Genomic DNA, 16,227 nt, shown 5'->3' with positions numbered 1-16,227 from the left:
ATGTGTCATAGAATTAACTTCCTATTGCGTATTTTTACAAAAACTCCGCCAATTCCTCCGCAGTCATCCCGCCATTTACTACCGCTTGCTCCGTCCGTTCCTTACGTTGCTGCGTCTTTGCCCTTTCCGCCAGGACTTGCGGCATTATTCTTGGTAACATGTACGTTATCAAAAATCCCGCCGTCAACTGCGGATACTGCGCTGTTACGCGATGTTCTGCGAAGGCACGTTCGATCGTTTCACGCAGAGCCTCCGCACCGTACAGCGTAAGTGCGCGCTTGAGGACGCCTTGCTCGAACTGCCAGCCGCACATCGGTACGTATTTCTCCACACCGAACTTCTCCGCGTTCAATTCGATAATCATCGTATGGCAGGTCAGCGTATTCCAATCCGCGAGAGGTAGATTGCGCCAGTCTTTACGTTGCTCTGCGGTAATCTTCGGTTTAGGCGGCGCTTTCTTCGTCACCATTTGTAGTTCACCTCACAATATTATCATGTTAAAACTTTGCCTTGTGTACTATCTTTGTACTCTCTTTCGCAGCCTCGTAGTGTCGTCGATAAAAATATAATACCACCCAGCAACCAAACCGTGTGCACCCTCTTTGCACCCTCTTTTCAAGACTAACACGATTTTACGTAGCTGTGTGTTACCTCTTTGTTCCTTACTTTTAGGTAGTAACTCCGGGCGACACTCTACGCACCAGTCGTATCCAGCAACGGGAGCATTGAGCCCACATCGTGCGCATGCCTCTTCGTCAAACCACGCACGCAACTCGTCGCTTTTTGCTTTCTCCTGAGTAGTCCGGAAATAAAACTGTGGTCGATAACCGATAAAGAATGGCAATCGTTTCGTCATTCCGCTAGGCACCTCCGATTATAAATTGATAGATTGCGAATCGTAAAACGCCAAATTCGGCGATTAAGTGTTCTATACATGATTTACGTAGAGTACGAAAAACCGCGTATTTGTACGATTCACTGTACATTTTTGTCATCTCAATGTTCCTTTCGTTCTATTTAATCTAATATTTCCGTACAATTCCGCAGTGTACGAAATACCGTTCTTCTCCCGTTTACTCCCGAATACTACGCCGCACGCACATTTTCATTTTTACACTTTTCTTGAAATACCATGACTGCATCACGCCAGCTTAACACTTGATAACGTGGATTATCATTTAACTACAGATTAAACCCACGGATATATCTTCGTTAGTTAACTGCCCCATTAACTACACTCTCGCTTCGTATAATGCTCGATGATATCGGCAAAAACGCTGACCTCCAAAGAGACCAGCGCTCATCCTACTTTTTAACCTTAGAATTCCGTTTATTCGTATCCACTAGTTTCATAACGGGACTTGCCTTTGCGTGCTCTATCTTCAAATCATCGTCTACTAATGCTACATATCGTTTAGTCATTGTAATATCAACATGCCCGAGCGTTCTTTGTAGCGAAAAGGCTGACGCACCATTACGTATAAACTCTAGTGAAAATGCATGTCTTAAGTCATAAGGGCGGATATGAACACCAAGACTCTTACTATGCTGCTCAAGACGATCACCCCACACGTGACGGTTAAGCTTGTTTCCTGACTCGGTGCAAAATACGGGTACTTTATTTGCCCAAAACCTCGGACGTAATTGAACGAGTCTTATTAGTGCATTTTTTGTTACTTCGGAAATGCTTAATGTGCGCGCTACCCTCGTTTTAGCTTTTGCTGCAGGTATATAAATACTCCCCGTCATTAAATTAAGGTTGTCTGGTAACAATCCGAGTGCTTCAGAAGGCCTTATTCCTGTATCCAAAGTTAACAATATAAGAGTGTAGTCTCTCATACCTACAAAAGTAGATTGATCAGGCACACTCAGAAGTTCCTGTAAGACCTCTAAATCGATAGCTACAATTCGAGAGCATTCTTTACGCTTTTTTATATTACCTAAAGGATTTTCTTTAAGGTACCCTTCACCAACACACCACTTAAAGAATGTCCTTAAATAGACAAGTCGGTTATTAAATGTTGAGGGGGCAATTCCTTCTTGAGAAAGGTGTTCTATTAAAGACGCCTTAAGAGCGATATGAGAACTCCATGCGCTAGGGTATCGTTTAATAAACAAATTAACATTACGTACGTAGTCATCGTATGTATGTGGACTAATTCCTTGTAACTTCTTTGTCTGCATAAACTCATCGAGAAGCTCAAGCAACGGACGATTACTTTTTGGATTTGAACGTTTTATAGGTGACATTAGTATCCCCACCTCCGCCTTCTGATATTTAAAGATGTCGTTAAATTTGACGACAACCCCTAACATAAATACAGCGCCAACCTCCGGAGAGATTGACGCATGTTTGTATATACCCTGAACTTACGTTAAGATTTACTTTAGCTAAACGTCCGATAAATTAGCGCTTCTACATTAGGCGAATACGGAAAGTTTAACGGAGTCGCACACCGATAGTTTATCGGAATCTCCGATCAACGAACGTACAAGTTGACGTGAACAAACGTTCTATCAAACGTCCTTATTCCGCGTAACACCAGCGTTTCAACTAACCTTATGCTCAATCCGCAGCTTGTCCGCTACCATGGCAATAAATTCCGAGTTAGTAGGCTTAGATTTGGAGATATTAATGGTGTAGCCGAATAAATGGCTAATGGAGTCAATGTTGCCACGTGTCCAAGCCACTTCAATCGCATGGCGGATCGCGCGTTCTACGCGTGAAGGCGTGGTTTTGAACTTCTCAGCGATTGCTGGGTAGAGCGTCTTCGTAATCGCACCAAGGATCTCGATATTGTTATATACCATGGTGATCGCTTCACGCAGGTACTGATAGCCCTTGATATGCGCTGGGACACCGATTTCATGGATGATCGAGGTAATGTTAGCGTCGAGGTTCTTGCCCTTAGAGAGCGGCACTACATTCGATCTGGACGTCGACGAATAATTGTACATGTTGGAGGAGGAGCTCATGCTGCCTTGAGAGCCGACAAGCTGACGTACACGATTTGCCAGGACCTCCATATCGAACGGTTTCAAAATATAATAGGATGCACCAAGCTGTACAGCTCTTTGAGTGATGTTCTCCTGACCAAAAGCAGTCAGCATGATGATCTTCGGTTGAGGATTCAGATCCATATCACGTAGACGTTCCAATACACCTAGGCCGTCTAAATGCGGCATGATGATATCAAGAATAAGAACATCGGGAATTTTACGCGCTTCGCTAAGCATTTGAAGCACTTCTTCACCATTGTAGGCGATACCCGTTACGGTCATATCTTCTTGCTCAGAAATGTACTCGGAAAGCAAATTCGTAAATTCCCTGTTATCATCGGCCAACAACACTTCAATATTCTGCACTGGCTGCTTCCTCCTTAATTATATCTGCTATTCGAAAATAACATTTTTTTCTTGTCTCTTACGTTTTCGACATGGAGATCGAATTCCCTTCTGTCGAAAATTATTTTTCTTTATTTTTTTTCTGCGTTGGATTATAATTAAATATTTTATCTCAATGTTCGAGGTTCTTCGTAATCGTTCGACAAAAAATCTTAAGGCTAAACCGCCTTAAGATTTAATGAATACCTATTCTCCTGTTTGGTCACACCTGAATCTTGAAGCATCCATTCGATGAAGCACCCATAACCGGACTTAGGATCATTTACAAATACATGAGTTACCGCCCCTATGAGACGGCCATCCTGTACGATAGGACTTCCGCTCATGCCTTGAACGATACCGCCTGTCTTATCGATAAGACGTGGATCGGTGATTCGCAGCACCATTCCTTTAGTGGCTGGCGTTTGCTGATGTGCTACATGAATGATCTCAACCTTAAACCGCTCCACCTGCTGTCCGTCAACTACAGTTAGGATCTCAGCAGGACCTTCCTTGACTTGATCACTCATCGCCACGGGAATCGGTTCTTTGTAAAGACTGTGCTCGGGATTGGAGCTCATTTTACCGAAGATGCCGAAGTCAGTATTACTCTCCACATTTCCAAGCACTTGGCTTTCTTTCAAAAAATGCGCTCGTTTCTCGCCCGGATCGCCATCCTGGCTTTTGGATATGGAGGTTACACTGGACTGAACAATATGACCACTGCCTACAACAATTGGGGTACCGGTATTCATGTCTGTAATCACATGTCCCAAAGCTCCATATACACCTTGCTCGGGAGCATAAAAAGTTAATGTGCCGACACCCGCTGCTGAATCACGAATGTACAGGCCTAACCGCCACACTTTGTCATGAATGTCATACGCGGGCTTTAGCTTAGCTGTATGCTCTTTACCCCCGCGTTTGAAGACAATGGTCAAGGGGTTATTCGCTTTACCAGCACGATCCACCAGCTTGGCCACCTTGGACAACTCATCCAATTTCTCACCATTCATGGAGATCATCAGATCACCCGGCACTAAACCGCTGACCTCTCCTGGGGAAAGCTTAGATTTCTCTGATACTTCAATCAGATGATGACCAACAACCAAAACACCTGCTGATTTCACTTTCACACCGATCGTTTGACCTCCCGGGATCACCTTAAGCTCGGAATGAATTCCTTGTGCAGTCACCTTGGCTGGTTCACCATGCAGTGGTGCAGCAGAACTTAGATTTGTTCCCGTTATGCCCGATAAACTAAGAAAGAAGGCAAATAAAAGGCCTGGCATTAACTTCCTGAGGTTAGGCTTCAATGGCTGTCACGCTCCCTTTTGCTTCTTTCGCTTGACGAAAAAGGTGGTCGCCAATTGCGTACCTATAAGATAACCTTGCCCCCAGGCTTTTATTACTGTCAATCATTGCTCCGCTTAGCTTGTTGCAGCCTTACTTGCCTCGGCCAGATTAAGCATTTCCTGCGAGTGATGCAATGTTTTTTCGGTAATTTCTACGCCACCCAGCATCCGGGCCAGCTCCATTACACGTCCATCGTTTGTTAGGGATTCCACTTCAGTCATGGTTCTTCCATCCTCAACCTTTTTGCGGATTAAGTACTGATGGTCAGCCATACAAGCCACCTGCGGCAAGTGAGTAATGGAGAACACCTGACAGGTAGAGGATAGCTTAAACAGCTTATCTGCGATGGACTGAGCGGCTCTGCCGCTGACACCGGTATCCACTTCGTCAAAAATCAGAACTGGAATTGCATCATGGCGCGCAAAAATACTTTTCATTGCCAGCATAATACGCGACAGCTCACCACCAGAGGCGATTTTGCCAAGAGGTCTCAGGGGTTCGCCCGGGTTAGGGGATATCATAAATTCTGCGCTGTCTATCCCTTGTCTTGTGAGGCGAATACGCCGACCATTGTATTCCACTCCACGGGGGTCCTCCAGCGTGTCTAATTTGACCTGCAACGAGGTTCTTTCCATTTGAAGGTCTTTAAGCTCACCCTCCACTTGGGTGGCCAGATCAGCAGCACAAAGCTTGCGTGCTTCACTTAATTCCGTAGCTGCTTCCATTAATACAGACAGCAGCGAATCGCGCTTCGCCGTCAGTTTCTCCAGATATTCATCTTTATTCTCAAGCAAATCAGTTTCCCGGTGAATTTGTTCATAATAAGCCAAAATCTGTTCTACACTCTCTCCATATTTACGTCGGAGTCCAGTGATCAAATCCAGACGATTCTCGATTTCTTCAAGTCGCATCGGATTGAACTCGATATTTTCCCGGTAATCACGAAGCTGAAAAGCAGCATCCTCTAGCTGGTAATATGAGGACTGCAGCTGTTCGAGCACTGTTCGCAGACCCTTCTCATCGTAACGAACTGCATCCTCAAGTCTGGAAATGACATTACCGATCGATTCCAAGCCTTGTCTGTCGTAAAGCAGCTCATATGCACCCGATACGGAATCCATCATTTTCTCACTGTGGGATAGTTTGACCCGTTCTTCGGTAAGTAATTCATCTTCTCCCGGTTTTAATCCGGCGGATGAAATTTCTTCAAGCTGAAAACGATATAAGTCGAGCATTTGGTATGCCTTCTGGCTGGATTCCTGCAGCTCTCGCAGCTCTTTCTCCACCTTCGCGAAGGCAGAATACCTTTCCTGAAAAACTGCCTTTAGCGGACCAATAATCGGTTCTCCGTATGTATCCAGCAGTCCCAGATGCCGTTCCGCCTTCAGCAAGTTCTGGTGCTCATGCTGGCCGTGTATATTAACCAGCTGCTCGCCGATCTCGCGAAGCATGGTAAGATTGACCATCTGTCCATTTACACGTGATGTACTTTTACCTTGAGAGGTAAGCTCGCGTCGTATAATAAGATGCTCCTCGCGCTGGGCCTCAATGCCAAGACGCTCCAAAGTCTCCCAAACGGGATGACCGCTGGGAAGACTGAAGAGCGCCTCCATCTCCGCTTTTTCACAACCATAACGAATGGAATCCGCTGAACCGCGGCCTCCAACAATCAATCCAAGCGCATCAATAATAATGGATTTACCTGCCCCGGTCTCTCCCGTAAGCACGTGGAAGCCAGGATAAAAATGCACATCAACCGCCTCAACGACGGCAAGATTGCGTATAGACAAGGTTTCTAACACTAATAGAGCACCTCCGAGAAGATGACAGGCATCTGATTAATTATAATTAAGAAATATAACCCATGATTTGTGAAATTACAGTCTTACTGTCCTCAGGTAAACGGCAAATAATAAGGATTGTATCATCACCAGAAAGGGTTCCCATAATTTGCGGCCAGTCAATATTATCAATCAAAGCAGCGACAGAGTTAGCCGTACCTGGTAAACATTTCATCACCACAAGATTAGCCGAGGAATCGATCTGCACAAAATTATCCACAAGAACGCGCTTAAGCTTCTGAATGGGATTGTACCGTTGATCCGTTGGAAGTGAATATTTATATCTTCCATCATCCATGGGTACCTTGATGAGCAACAGCTCTTTTATATCTCGAGATACTGTGGCTTGAGTAACTTGAAAACCTGATTCACGCAAGGCTTCCACAAGCTCGTCCTGTGTCTCGATATCCTTTTGTGTAATAATTTCACGAATCTTAATATGTCGTTGTCCCTTCATTGTTGCCTCCTGGTATATAAAAAATATGGACTCAGTTTGATTCTCCATCGTCTTTGCCAAGCTTAATTACATGGATCGATGCTGTTGCTACATTAACATATAGAACGCCGCTGCATTCCGGATAGATCAGCAGGTAGGGAAGCAAGGTATCACGTAAGCCGCTGCCAGTGAAATCCAAAGGCTTGCGTGGTCTGGAAAGGATAACTAAATATAACGATCCTTCCTCTTTTGTCGCCACATAATCTATAAATAACCGGCTATACATCTGCGCCCCATTTACGTTGAAAGACAAGGGGATTTTTAATTTCCCTCCAACGACCTCATATCCTTCATCCTCAAGTATATCAATAGAGGGATGTGGAATAATCACTTTATTGAACGGAATCTGATCCTTCATAAAAGAACGCGGAGAACTCTGCAGCCATACATATACCCGATATATTATAAAAATCGATAATGCTACCCCAATAAACGCCATAACGACCTTGTCAGAGCTACCCGCCACTATCAATCACCTCGGTGATTTATTCGCGTGAAGCCCTGGTAAATCCTGCTTCTAAGCTGTTTTTTTACGAGCTTTCCGCATAATTGATATTATTCGCTAATTCAGCATTTTACAATTACAACGAGCACAGTAAATCCAAAAAAGATTCAAAATATAAAGACCCGGATTTTATACCGGGTCTTTATTTTAATAAATTCAATCCATTTGAGCAAATCTGCAAAACACCCCGCTGACCATTTGAGGTTGACGGGGTGTTCATAAAGCTCTAGCGGCGCGGGGAGTTTCCATGAGTAGAACTCACATTAAAAGTACTCGTAGCCTGCTTAATCACTTCATCAGCAAGGGAAGCGAAGTCCTCCACTGGAATGACTGCTGCAACAGCAGCTGCCGGCTGTACGGATACTTCTTCGCCTTCCACCACTTCTGGCGTCAGTCTCCAGTGAGCAAGAAACTCAATATTGCCTTCTCCGCCTGTAATTGGTGAAAAGGTTAATCCATGTAGACCGAATCCTAACTCTGCAGCCATAGTCAGTACATTAATCAATACCTCTTTATGGACCGCGGAATCACGAATCACACCTGATTTTCCAACCTTCTCACGCCCAGCCTCAAATTGCGGCTTGATGAGTGCAGCGATATCTGCTGGACGTTGCAGCAAGGCTTTGAGGGGTGGGAGAATTATTTTTAAGGATATAAAAGAAACATCAATACTGGCAAAGTCCGGAACAGGACCCTGCAAATCTGAAGGTGTCATATACCGGAAGTTCGTACGCTCCATGACGCTCACTCGCTCATCATTACGCAGTGACCAATCCAGCTGGTTATAGCCAACATCAATGGCATACACATGGCTTACACCATTCTGAAGCGCACAATCTGTGAAGCCGCCAGTGGAAGCACCAATGTCCAGCATGTTCCGTCCGGTAAGATCAATATTAAATTGGCGAAGAGCCTTCTCCAGCTTTAGGCCTCCACGACTGACATACGGATGCACAGAGCCTTTAACCTTAAGGGTAGACTCCCGCGAGACCTTCATGCCAGCTTTTTCAATACGTTCCTCATCCGCGAGCACCAACCCTGCCATAATAGCAGCTTTAGCTTTCTCCCGGCTTTCATAAAAACCTTGCTCCACAAGCAGTACATCAATCCGTTCTTTACGGTGTTCCATGGTCATCTCCCGATCGTTCAAGGGTTACTAATTTCCGGCTTCCACTTAGGAAGACGAAGTCGTTTTGTAATTATAAGCACTTAGAGCCATCATGGACTTGATACGTGCACATAACGCTTCTACGGTAAGGCCTGTTTGCTGACGTTGTTCTTTAATGGAGCCATGCTCCACGAAGATGTCGGGCACACCCATCAGATGTACACGAGCGTCATAAATTTCATGCTCCGCGTAGAATTCCAATACCGCACTGCCGAGACTTCCCGCTTGGCAAGCCTCTTCAATAACAACCATATTGGTTCCAGCATGAGCCAAATCAAGAAGCATGGAGTTATCAAGCGGCTTCAGGAAACGCGCATTCACAATACCCACCTGAATCCCTTCCCGCTTCAGCAAATCAGCGGCTTCTTCAGCCACTTGAACCATAGGACCACATGCCACCACAGCATATCCTTCTCCTGTACGCAGTCGTTCCCATGATCCTATAGGAAGGGTATGCAGTTCAGCATCCATTGCCACGCCTGTTCCGTTAATACGCGGATAGCGGTAAGCAATTGGACCGTCATTATATTCAAGTGCCGTCTTCATCATATGACGCAGCTCATTTTCGTCTTTCGGCATCATCATCACCATATTAGGGATATGGCGCATAAAAGCAACATCGTACACACCCTGATGAGTCTCACCATCCGCACCCACAAATCCAGCACGGTCAATGGCGAACATAACATTGGCGTTATGGCGGCAAATATCATGGACGATCTGATCATAGGCACGCTGCATGAAGGTAGAATACACGGCGTATACCGGCTTCATCCCTTCCATAGCCAAAGCTGCACACAGGGTTGCTGCATGCTGCTCGGCAATACCGACGTCAATCATGCGATCCGGAAATTCCTTCGCAAAAGGAAACAACCCTGAACCGCCTGGCATCGCAGGGGTAACTGCAATCAGGCGCGAATCTTCACGTCCCAGCTCAATCAGCGTACTGCCAAATACTTCGGTATACATTGGAGGACCTACAGCTTTAAGTGCCTGACCCGACTCAATTTTGTAAGGGGAAATGGCATGCGATTTATAGAAATCAGTCTCAGCCGGTTTGTAGCCCTTGCCTTTGGTCGTCAGCACATGCACAAGCACAGGACCCGCCACGTTATCTGCTTGATGGAAGGTGTCGATCATTTTCTCCAGATCATGTCCATCCACTGGCCCAAGATACGTAAAGCCAAGCTCTTCAAACAATACTCCGGGTACCATCATATATTTAAGACTGTTTTTTAACTGTTCAGCGGTTTTCGCTAATCGTCCACCGATGGCCGGAATCTTCTTAAGCAGCCCTTCAACCTCGTCTTTAGCACGCAAATAATGACGGTCCGAACGAATTTTGCTTAAATAATTGTGCATCGCCCCTACATTCGGAGCAATCGACATTTCATTATCGTTCAAAATAACCATCAGCTTACGCTTCTCATGGCCAATGTGGTTAAGCGCTTCAAAAGCCATCCCGCCGGTAAGCGCACCGTCACCAATCACGGCAATTACCTTGTTGTCTTCGCCTTTAAGATCACGAGCCATAGCCATCCCCATCGCTGCCGACAAAGAGGTGCTGCTATGTCCAGCTTCCCACACATCATGTTCGCTTTCAGAGCGCTTAACAAAGCCGCACAATCCCTGATATTTGCGCAGGGTATCAAAGCGATCTTGACGGCCGGTCAGTATTTTGTGGACATAGGCTTGGTGGCCAACGTCGTAGATCATTTTGTCACGAGGACTGTTGTAGCAATAATGTAAGGCCAGCGTGAGCTCCACCACCCCCAGATTAGAACCGAGGTGCCCGCCGGTTGCTGTAAGCTTCTCAATCAGAAATCGTCGAATTTCCTCTGCAAGAGTAGTTAATTCTTCGACTGACAGTGATTTCAGTTGTTGTGGATCATTTATTTGTGGAAGCAGCACGAATAGTTCCCCGCTTTCCTAGATGTTGTAAAATATATAAAAACCATTATAACACAAACGAAACGGCTGTCGAAATACAGCCGCTTCGAAAGTTCATACTTAGTGATCACGTGCCATTAAATAATCTGCAATTTCCAGCAGGCGCTGGTTGTCGTAAAAACCGCCATTCAGCACAGCATTTTGAGCTGCTTCTGTAAGCTGCTTCACCTCAGCACGAGATTCCTCTAACCCAATAAAATAAGGGTAGGTTACCTTCTGCTGTTTGATATCGCTGCCTGTTTTTTTACCAAGCTTGCCTTCATCTCCAACCAAATCAAGAATATCATCCTGAATTTGAAAAGCGAGTCCGATGCTTGTGCCAAAATCACGCAGAGCTTCAAGCTGCTTCTCTGTTGCCCCTGCGATACGTCCGCCGGCTAACAACGAAAAGATAATTAAATCTCCGGTTTTATGCAGATGAATATACTTCAGCTGTGCAAGATCTGTTAGTCCTTGCTCGCCTTCCATATCTGCTATCTGACCGCCGACCATGCCGCGTGGACCCGCCATTTCCGCCAGATCCTCCACTATGGATAAAACATTATCAGCAGGGATGCCAAATTTACGGGAGGCTTGTACCACACTGTAAAAAGCATGGGTCAAAAGCGCATCACCCGCAAGAATAGCTGACGCTTCACCAAAGACTTTATGATTCGTCAGCTTGCCGCGCCGATAATCATCATTATCCATGGCAGGCAGATCATCATGAATCAACGAGTAGGTATGTACCATCTCAATAGCAGCAGCAATAGGCAAGGCTGCTTCACGGCTGCCTCCCAGTGATTCACAAGCAGCGATCACAAGCAGCGGCCGGAGGCGTTTGCCCCCTGCCATTAGCGAATACTTCATCGCTTGCTGTAAATTTTCCGGAACCGTCCATGCTGCGGGAAGAATAGTCTCAAGCTCCTGTGAGAGCAAATCACTTATCGATGCGATGTAATCCTCCAGCGGCTGCCGCATGCTTTCACTTGCGGACCTTCCCTCCAGATCATTCTCAAAGCGATTCATCGGCGTCCCCTTCCAGACGTGCACCAAACGGCTTTTTGCGCAGTTCTCCGTCCTCTTGGGTAATCATTTCGATCTTACGCTCTACTTGTTCCAGCTTGCTGCCGCAAAGCTGCGACAGCTTCATGCCCTGCTGAAATAAATCGATGGCCTTCTCCAGAGGAACGTCGCCGTGTTCAAGCTCACGAACGATTTCCTCCAGTCGGTCCATAGCGCCTTCAAAATCAAGTTCCGCTTCCTTCGTCATCGTCTTTGCCATCCTCCTTCATCCCCCATACTTGGCAGTTCAGCTGTCCGTCATTCATCTTTATCACCACAAGATCGCCAAGCTGCACTTCGGTCAGCGATTTGATTAAATGTTCTTCCGCCTCGTCATACACTAAGCTGTAGCCGCGCGACATTACTTTTAGCGGGCTCAGCGCATCCAGGTGACGAATCTCTGCCACATAGCGAGATCGCTTCTCCTGCAAACGAGCCTGCATAGCGCCCATTAACTCACGGCGCATGCTGTCCGTGCGCTGACGTGCTGCGGCAACACTGTCGCGCGGATGGAACCGCTGCAGACTGTGATGCAGCACCGCCTTACGCTCGCGGGAACGGCTGAGCCGTGCATCCGCTGAGCGCTGGAGCCGCTCACGCAGCATGTCCAGCCGCTGCGTGTGCTGAATCAGCGTCCGGCGCGGGCCTGCCAGCGCCAGCGAGCGCTGCAGCACCGAGTGGCGCTCGCGTCCACGCTGGGCGCGTTGTTGCAGCGCTTGGCGCAGCCGCTGCTGCAGCTGGCGAAGCTGCGCAGCTAGCTCGCCGGCGTGAGGCACGGCCAGCTCAGCGGCCGCTGTGGGCGTAGCCGCGCGGAGGTCGGCGGCGAAATCGGCAATCGTGAAATCGGTCTCGTGGCCGACGGCCGAGATGACCGGAATCCTTGATGCCGATATCGCTCGTGCGACTTCCTCCTCGTTGAACGCCCACAGCTCCTCCAGCGAACCGCCGCCGCGGCCGACGATAAGCACGTCGGCTTCACCCATGGCGTTCAGCGCGCCAATCGCCTTCACTATCGAAGGCGCAGCGCCTTTGCCTTGCACCAGTACGGGATAGATTACAATAACTACCTGCGGAAACCGCCGCTGAAGCGTAATCACAATATCTCGTACAGCTGCTCCTGTTGGGGATGTAATCACACCAATACACTTCGGGAACCGCGGCAACGAACGCTTGCGAGCTTCTGCAAAAAGGCCTTCTTTTTCAAGCTTGCTCTTCAGCTGCTCATAGGCCAGATATAAACTGCCAATCCCATCAGGCTGCATATGTGTGGCATAGAACTGGTATTGCCCATCCCGTTCATAAACGGTCACATTGCCTCTGGCAATTACCCGAGCGCCTTCTTTCGGAATAAAGGGCAGCCGCTGGTTATGAGAAGCGAACATAATCGTTTTAATACGGCTGCTCTCGTCCTTAAGTGTGAAGTACATATGCCCGCTGCCATGATGTGTAAAGTTGGAAATCTCTCCGCGAATCCACACATCCGAAAGTAAATTATCCGAGTCTAGCTTCATGCGGATATAACGGTTGAGTTCTTTTATCGAATAAACCTGCCGCTCTGCCGCCATGAATCTTACCCCTATTCCAGGCCGTGACGGCGTTTAGCCGCAATCAGCGTGTTGCTCATCAGCATTGTAATAGTCATCGGTCCAACCCCGCCTGGAACAGGCGTGATGTATCCGGCAACTTCTTTTGCACTTTCATAATCAACGTCACCTGCGAGTTTACCGTTATCCAGACGGTTCATGCCCACATCGATGACAACAGCACCCGGCTTCACATAGGAAGCATCAATGAAATTAGCTCGTCCGATCGCTACAACCAAAATATCCGCTTGACGGCTAATCTCTTGCATATTAGCTGTACGGGAATGGCACATAGTTACGGTAGCATTTTCGCGTTGCAACAAGAGGGAAACTGGCTTTCCTACAATATTGCTACGACCAATTACAACGGCATGTTTACCTGCCATACCTGTTCCTGTACGTTTAATCAGTTCGATTACTCCTGCAGGAGTACATGGAAGAAGACTGTCGGCACCGATGACCAGGTTGCCTACATTGACAGGGTGAAAGCCGTCTACATCCTTTTCCACGGAGATTGCATCAATAACAGCCTTCTCCTCGATATGCTTAGGCAATGGGAGTTGAACCAGAATTCCGTCGATATCATCGCGTCCGTTTAGCTCTGCTACCAGTGCCAGAAGTTCTTCTTGAGAAGTGGATTCATCCAATTTATGCACTTCCGAATGGAATCCTAAGCTGATACAAGATTTCTCCTTATTGCGAACATAAACCTGAGATCCCGGGTCTTCACCTACTAGAATAACAGCCAAACCGGGCTTTACGCCGCGTTTCGCCAGTTCAGCAACCTCTTGGGCAATGCTAATACGAATTTCCTCGGATACTTGTTTACCACTGATGATTGCTGCTGTCATGTTAGTCTCTCCCCTTTTATATACTTTACTATGGTTTATAAATTAAGAATGGTCAGCTTTAATAGCATCTATCTCTTGGATCATCTTGCCGAGTACTCCGTTAACAAACTTCCCGGAATCATCCGTTCCAAAATGCTTGGCCAAATCGATCGCTTCATTCACCGCAACCTTCGCAGGCACATCATTAGCGAACACCATTTCATACGCTGCTAAACGTAGAATCTGACGATCCACACGTGACAGACGGCTCATTTGCCAGCCCTTCAGGTAATGTTCAAGTATATCGTCGATCGCTACCTTGTGCTCCCATACCCCATTCACATGCTCTACCACATAGTGTTTAAGCTGAATCTCGTCCGTGATTACACGTTCGGTTTCATTCTCTTCTGAAGCTTCCTCGAGCAGCATTTCTACGGCTTCCGCGCTTTCCACATCGTTCATTTCCATCTGATACAGGCTTTGGACAATAATCTCTCTAGCTATACGTCTTTTCATGTGTTCCTCCTAAAATCTTATATCGCATTAAAATATTCACTTGTACTGCAACAACGTCTACGACCTAAATATCGCTTCACACTTATTCATTCTTTCCCTAATCCTGTGAGGATTATTGCACAAAGCGAAGATACCTTCAGAGGAAGCTCGCAAATATACCTGTCCCTTGTCGCAAAAAAACCGCAATGCCTTTCTTCCGGGGGCAACGGACAACACAAACTTACGGTTTCCTGCTCCGGGAAAAAGACTATCGCGGTTCACTTAAAGGGACGCCAGCGTCCGGATAATCGCGAAACCAACTCCTGCCATTGAAACAGGGGCGCTTGCGCGGTATCCTTTCTTTTGCCGAGCGTATATCCGATGAACACTACCAGTGCAAAGAACAGCATATCCCAAAAACCGCAAATTAAATAAATCAAACCCAGACCAATGCCGAAAGTCACTCCGGCGATTCTACCCCCGTGACTTTCCCATACTTCTTTCCAAGACATAAGGGAAACTCACCTCTATTCCACTCGACTTTTGAAGCTTGGAGACTGCGTGAGGTTAGCAATATATACAGACACATCAGCAACCGGAATGCCGGTTGTCTCCTGCACGAAATCATGCACCTGACGTTGTACTTCTGTCGTAAGCAGCGGTAATGAATGCTCACCGTCCACTACTGCACGAATTGTAATTTCAAGGCCAGCCTGAGAGACACGAATACGTGACTTGAGATCTCTGATTCCCTTCACTTTACCAGCAGCCTTAAGACTCAGATTCTCAATAGTTTCCATTGAAATCTGGATATCCCCATACTCTGTACGCTGATCGACCGAAGGCAATGAAGCGCGATCACGGCGCAGAGAGATGTAGAAAAATCGGATACTCAGAAGGAACAAGACAACTGCTACTATTATTGCTGTAATATAAGCTGCTGGTCCATTCTCAATCTCCAAAGTTCTAGGAATCGCACCGCTTAAGAGGAGGATGGCAATAACAGATAGTATTCCGATACTTAAACTGTAGACAAACAGCAAAAGTCTGTCCAAAATTTTTGCCACGAGTCTCATAACCTCCTTAAATTAGAGTAAACCCTCGACTTTGCTGTCGGGGGTTTATGGAAGAACGATGACTGCTATTTCACACGAAGAATCGTTTCAGTTTCTTCGTTCTTGTCTACAGTGTTGTTGTTCTTGAATTGCACATCATGAATATGCACATTCACTTCCACAACAGTCAGACCAGTCATAGTCTCGATGGAGCGCTTAACATTACGTTGAATTTCAGCAGCCACTTCAGGAAGGCGATTGCCATATTCAATAATTACAGAAACATCCACCGCAGCTTCACGTTGTCCAACCTCTACTTTAACTCCTTTGGACAGATTCTTACGTCCAAGAAGTTCAACAATACCACCGGCGAATCCGCCGCTCATACCTGCTACACCTTTAACCTCAACGGTCGCCAGACCTGCAATAACCTCGATTACTTCAGGAGCAATCTGGATTTCACCGATTTCCGTCCGTTCGTATTCTGTCGGCAATGTACTCATTTTAGACTTCACACCTT

Annotated in this window: 18 protein-coding genes; all 18 read right to left on the bottom strand. The window is 46.7% G+C overall.

Annotated elements, in window-relative coordinates; translation table 11 throughout:
* Positions 1 to 34: 34 nt before the first annotated feature.
* Positions 35 to 469, bottom strand: a complete 435-nt coding sequence (locus tag NST45_RS05730; protein WP_076214494.1) for a hypothetical protein — start codon at positions 467 to 469, stop codon at positions 35 to 37.
* Positions 470 to 517: 48 nt separating this feature from the next.
* Complete coding sequence (locus NST45_RS05725) at positions 518 to 856, bottom strand: hypothetical protein (protein WP_076214491.1); 339 nt, start codon at positions 854 to 856, stop codon at positions 518 to 520.
* Between the two features lie 449 nt (positions 857 to 1,305).
* Positions 1,306 to 2,250: a tyrosine-type recombinase/integrase gene (locus NST45_RS05720; RefSeq protein ID WP_076214634.1), complete on the bottom strand. Its 945-nt coding sequence runs from the start codon at positions 2,248 to 2,250 to the stop codon at positions 1,306 to 1,308.
* Between the two features lie 300 nt (positions 2,251 to 2,550).
* On the bottom strand, positions 2,551 to 3,366 hold the full coding sequence (gene spo0A / locus NST45_RS05715; protein WP_036682806.1) for a sporulation transcription factor Spo0A: 816 nt from the start codon (positions 3,364 to 3,366) through the stop codon (positions 2,551 to 2,553).
* Between the two features lie 197 nt (positions 3,367 to 3,563).
* On the bottom strand, positions 3,564 to 4,700 hold the full coding sequence (gene spoIVB, locus NST45_RS05710) for a SpoIVB peptidase (RefSeq protein WP_036682809.1): 1,137 nt from the start codon (positions 4,698 to 4,700) through the stop codon (positions 3,564 to 3,566).
* Positions 4,701 to 4,814: 114 nt separating this feature from the next.
* On the bottom strand, positions 4,815 to 6,542 hold the full coding sequence (recN, locus tag NST45_RS05705) for a DNA repair protein RecN (protein WP_038572526.1): 1,728 nt from the start codon (positions 6,540 to 6,542) through the stop codon (positions 4,815 to 4,817).
* 46 nt (positions 6,543 to 6,588) lie between these two features.
* Positions 6,589 to 7,038, bottom strand: a complete 450-nt coding sequence (gene argR / locus NST45_RS05700) for a transcriptional regulator ArgR (protein WP_036682813.1) — start codon at positions 7,036 to 7,038, stop codon at positions 6,589 to 6,591.
* Between the two features lie 31 nt (positions 7,039 to 7,069).
* Positions 7,070 to 7,543, bottom strand: a complete 474-nt coding sequence (locus NST45_RS05695) for a hypothetical protein (protein WP_235219482.1) — start codon at positions 7,541 to 7,543, stop codon at positions 7,070 to 7,072.
* A 265-nt stretch (positions 7,544 to 7,808) separates the two neighbouring features.
* On the bottom strand, positions 7,809 to 8,711 hold the full coding sequence (locus NST45_RS05690; RefSeq protein ID WP_036682815.1) for a TlyA family RNA methyltransferase: 903 nt from the start codon (positions 8,709 to 8,711) through the stop codon (positions 7,809 to 7,811).
* Between the two features lie 45 nt (positions 8,712 to 8,756).
* On the bottom strand, positions 8,757 to 10,661 hold the full coding sequence (gene dxs / locus NST45_RS05685) for a 1-deoxy-D-xylulose-5-phosphate synthase (RefSeq protein ID WP_038572528.1): 1,905 nt from the start codon (positions 10,659 to 10,661) through the stop codon (positions 8,757 to 8,759).
* Between the two features lie 99 nt (positions 10,662 to 10,760).
* Complete coding sequence (locus NST45_RS05680; RefSeq protein ID WP_052097217.1) at positions 10,761 to 11,708, bottom strand: polyprenyl synthetase family protein; 948 nt, start codon at positions 11,706 to 11,708, stop codon at positions 10,761 to 10,763.
* Complete coding sequence (gene xseB, locus NST45_RS05675) at positions 11,695 to 11,952, bottom strand: exodeoxyribonuclease VII small subunit (RefSeq protein WP_036682818.1); 258 nt, start codon at positions 11,950 to 11,952, stop codon at positions 11,695 to 11,697. The genes NST45_RS05680 and xseB overlap by 14 nt, the downstream gene beginning before the upstream one ends.
* The gene (gene xseA / locus NST45_RS05670) at positions 11,930 to 13,309 is read right to left on the bottom strand and encodes an exodeoxyribonuclease VII large subunit (RefSeq protein WP_339825132.1); all 1,380 of its coding nucleotides are present in this window, start codon (positions 13,307 to 13,309) and stop codon (positions 11,930 to 11,932) included. The genes xseB and xseA overlap by 23 nt, the downstream gene beginning before the upstream one ends.
* Positions 13,310 to 13,320: 11 nt before the next feature.
* Positions 13,321 to 14,178 (bottom strand): bifunctional methylenetetrahydrofolate dehydrogenase/methenyltetrahydrofolate cyclohydrolase FolD, encoded by an 858-nt coding sequence (gene folD, locus NST45_RS05665; RefSeq protein WP_036682821.1) that lies wholly within the window; start codon positions 14,176 to 14,178, stop codon positions 13,321 to 13,323.
* Positions 14,179 to 14,220: 42 nt separating this feature from the next.
* The gene (gene nusB, locus NST45_RS05660) at positions 14,221 to 14,673 is read right to left on the bottom strand and encodes a transcription antitermination factor NusB (protein WP_339825129.1); all 453 of its coding nucleotides are present in this window, start codon (positions 14,671 to 14,673) and stop codon (positions 14,221 to 14,223) included.
* Positions 14,674 to 14,930: 257 nt separating this feature from the next.
* Positions 14,931 to 15,164: a DUF2273 domain-containing protein gene (locus tag NST45_RS05655; RefSeq protein WP_036682825.1), complete on the bottom strand. Its 234-nt coding sequence runs from the start codon at positions 15,162 to 15,164 to the stop codon at positions 14,931 to 14,933.
* A gap of 15 nt (positions 15,165 to 15,179) precedes the next feature.
* Positions 15,180 to 15,719: an alkaline shock response membrane anchor protein AmaP gene (amaP, locus tag NST45_RS05650; protein ID WP_036682827.1), complete on the bottom strand. Its 540-nt coding sequence runs from the start codon at positions 15,717 to 15,719 to the stop codon at positions 15,180 to 15,182.
* 74 nt (positions 15,720 to 15,793) lie between these two features.
* Entirely contained in the window at positions 15,794 to 16,210 is a 417-nt protein-coding gene (locus tag NST45_RS05645; protein WP_076129649.1) for an Asp23/Gls24 family envelope stress response protein, read from the bottom strand.
* Positions 16,211 to 16,227: the final 17 nt, after the last annotated feature.

The sequence above is a fragment of the Paenibacillus sp. FSL R7-0163 genome, assembly GCF_037969975.1.
Taxonomy (GTDB): Bacteria; Bacillota; Bacilli; order Paenibacillales; family Paenibacillaceae; genus Paenibacillus_AQ; species Paenibacillus_AQ odorifer.
The sequence above is the reverse complement of the archived record's forward strand: the minus strand, read 5'-3'. Positions and strand labels throughout refer to the sequence as shown.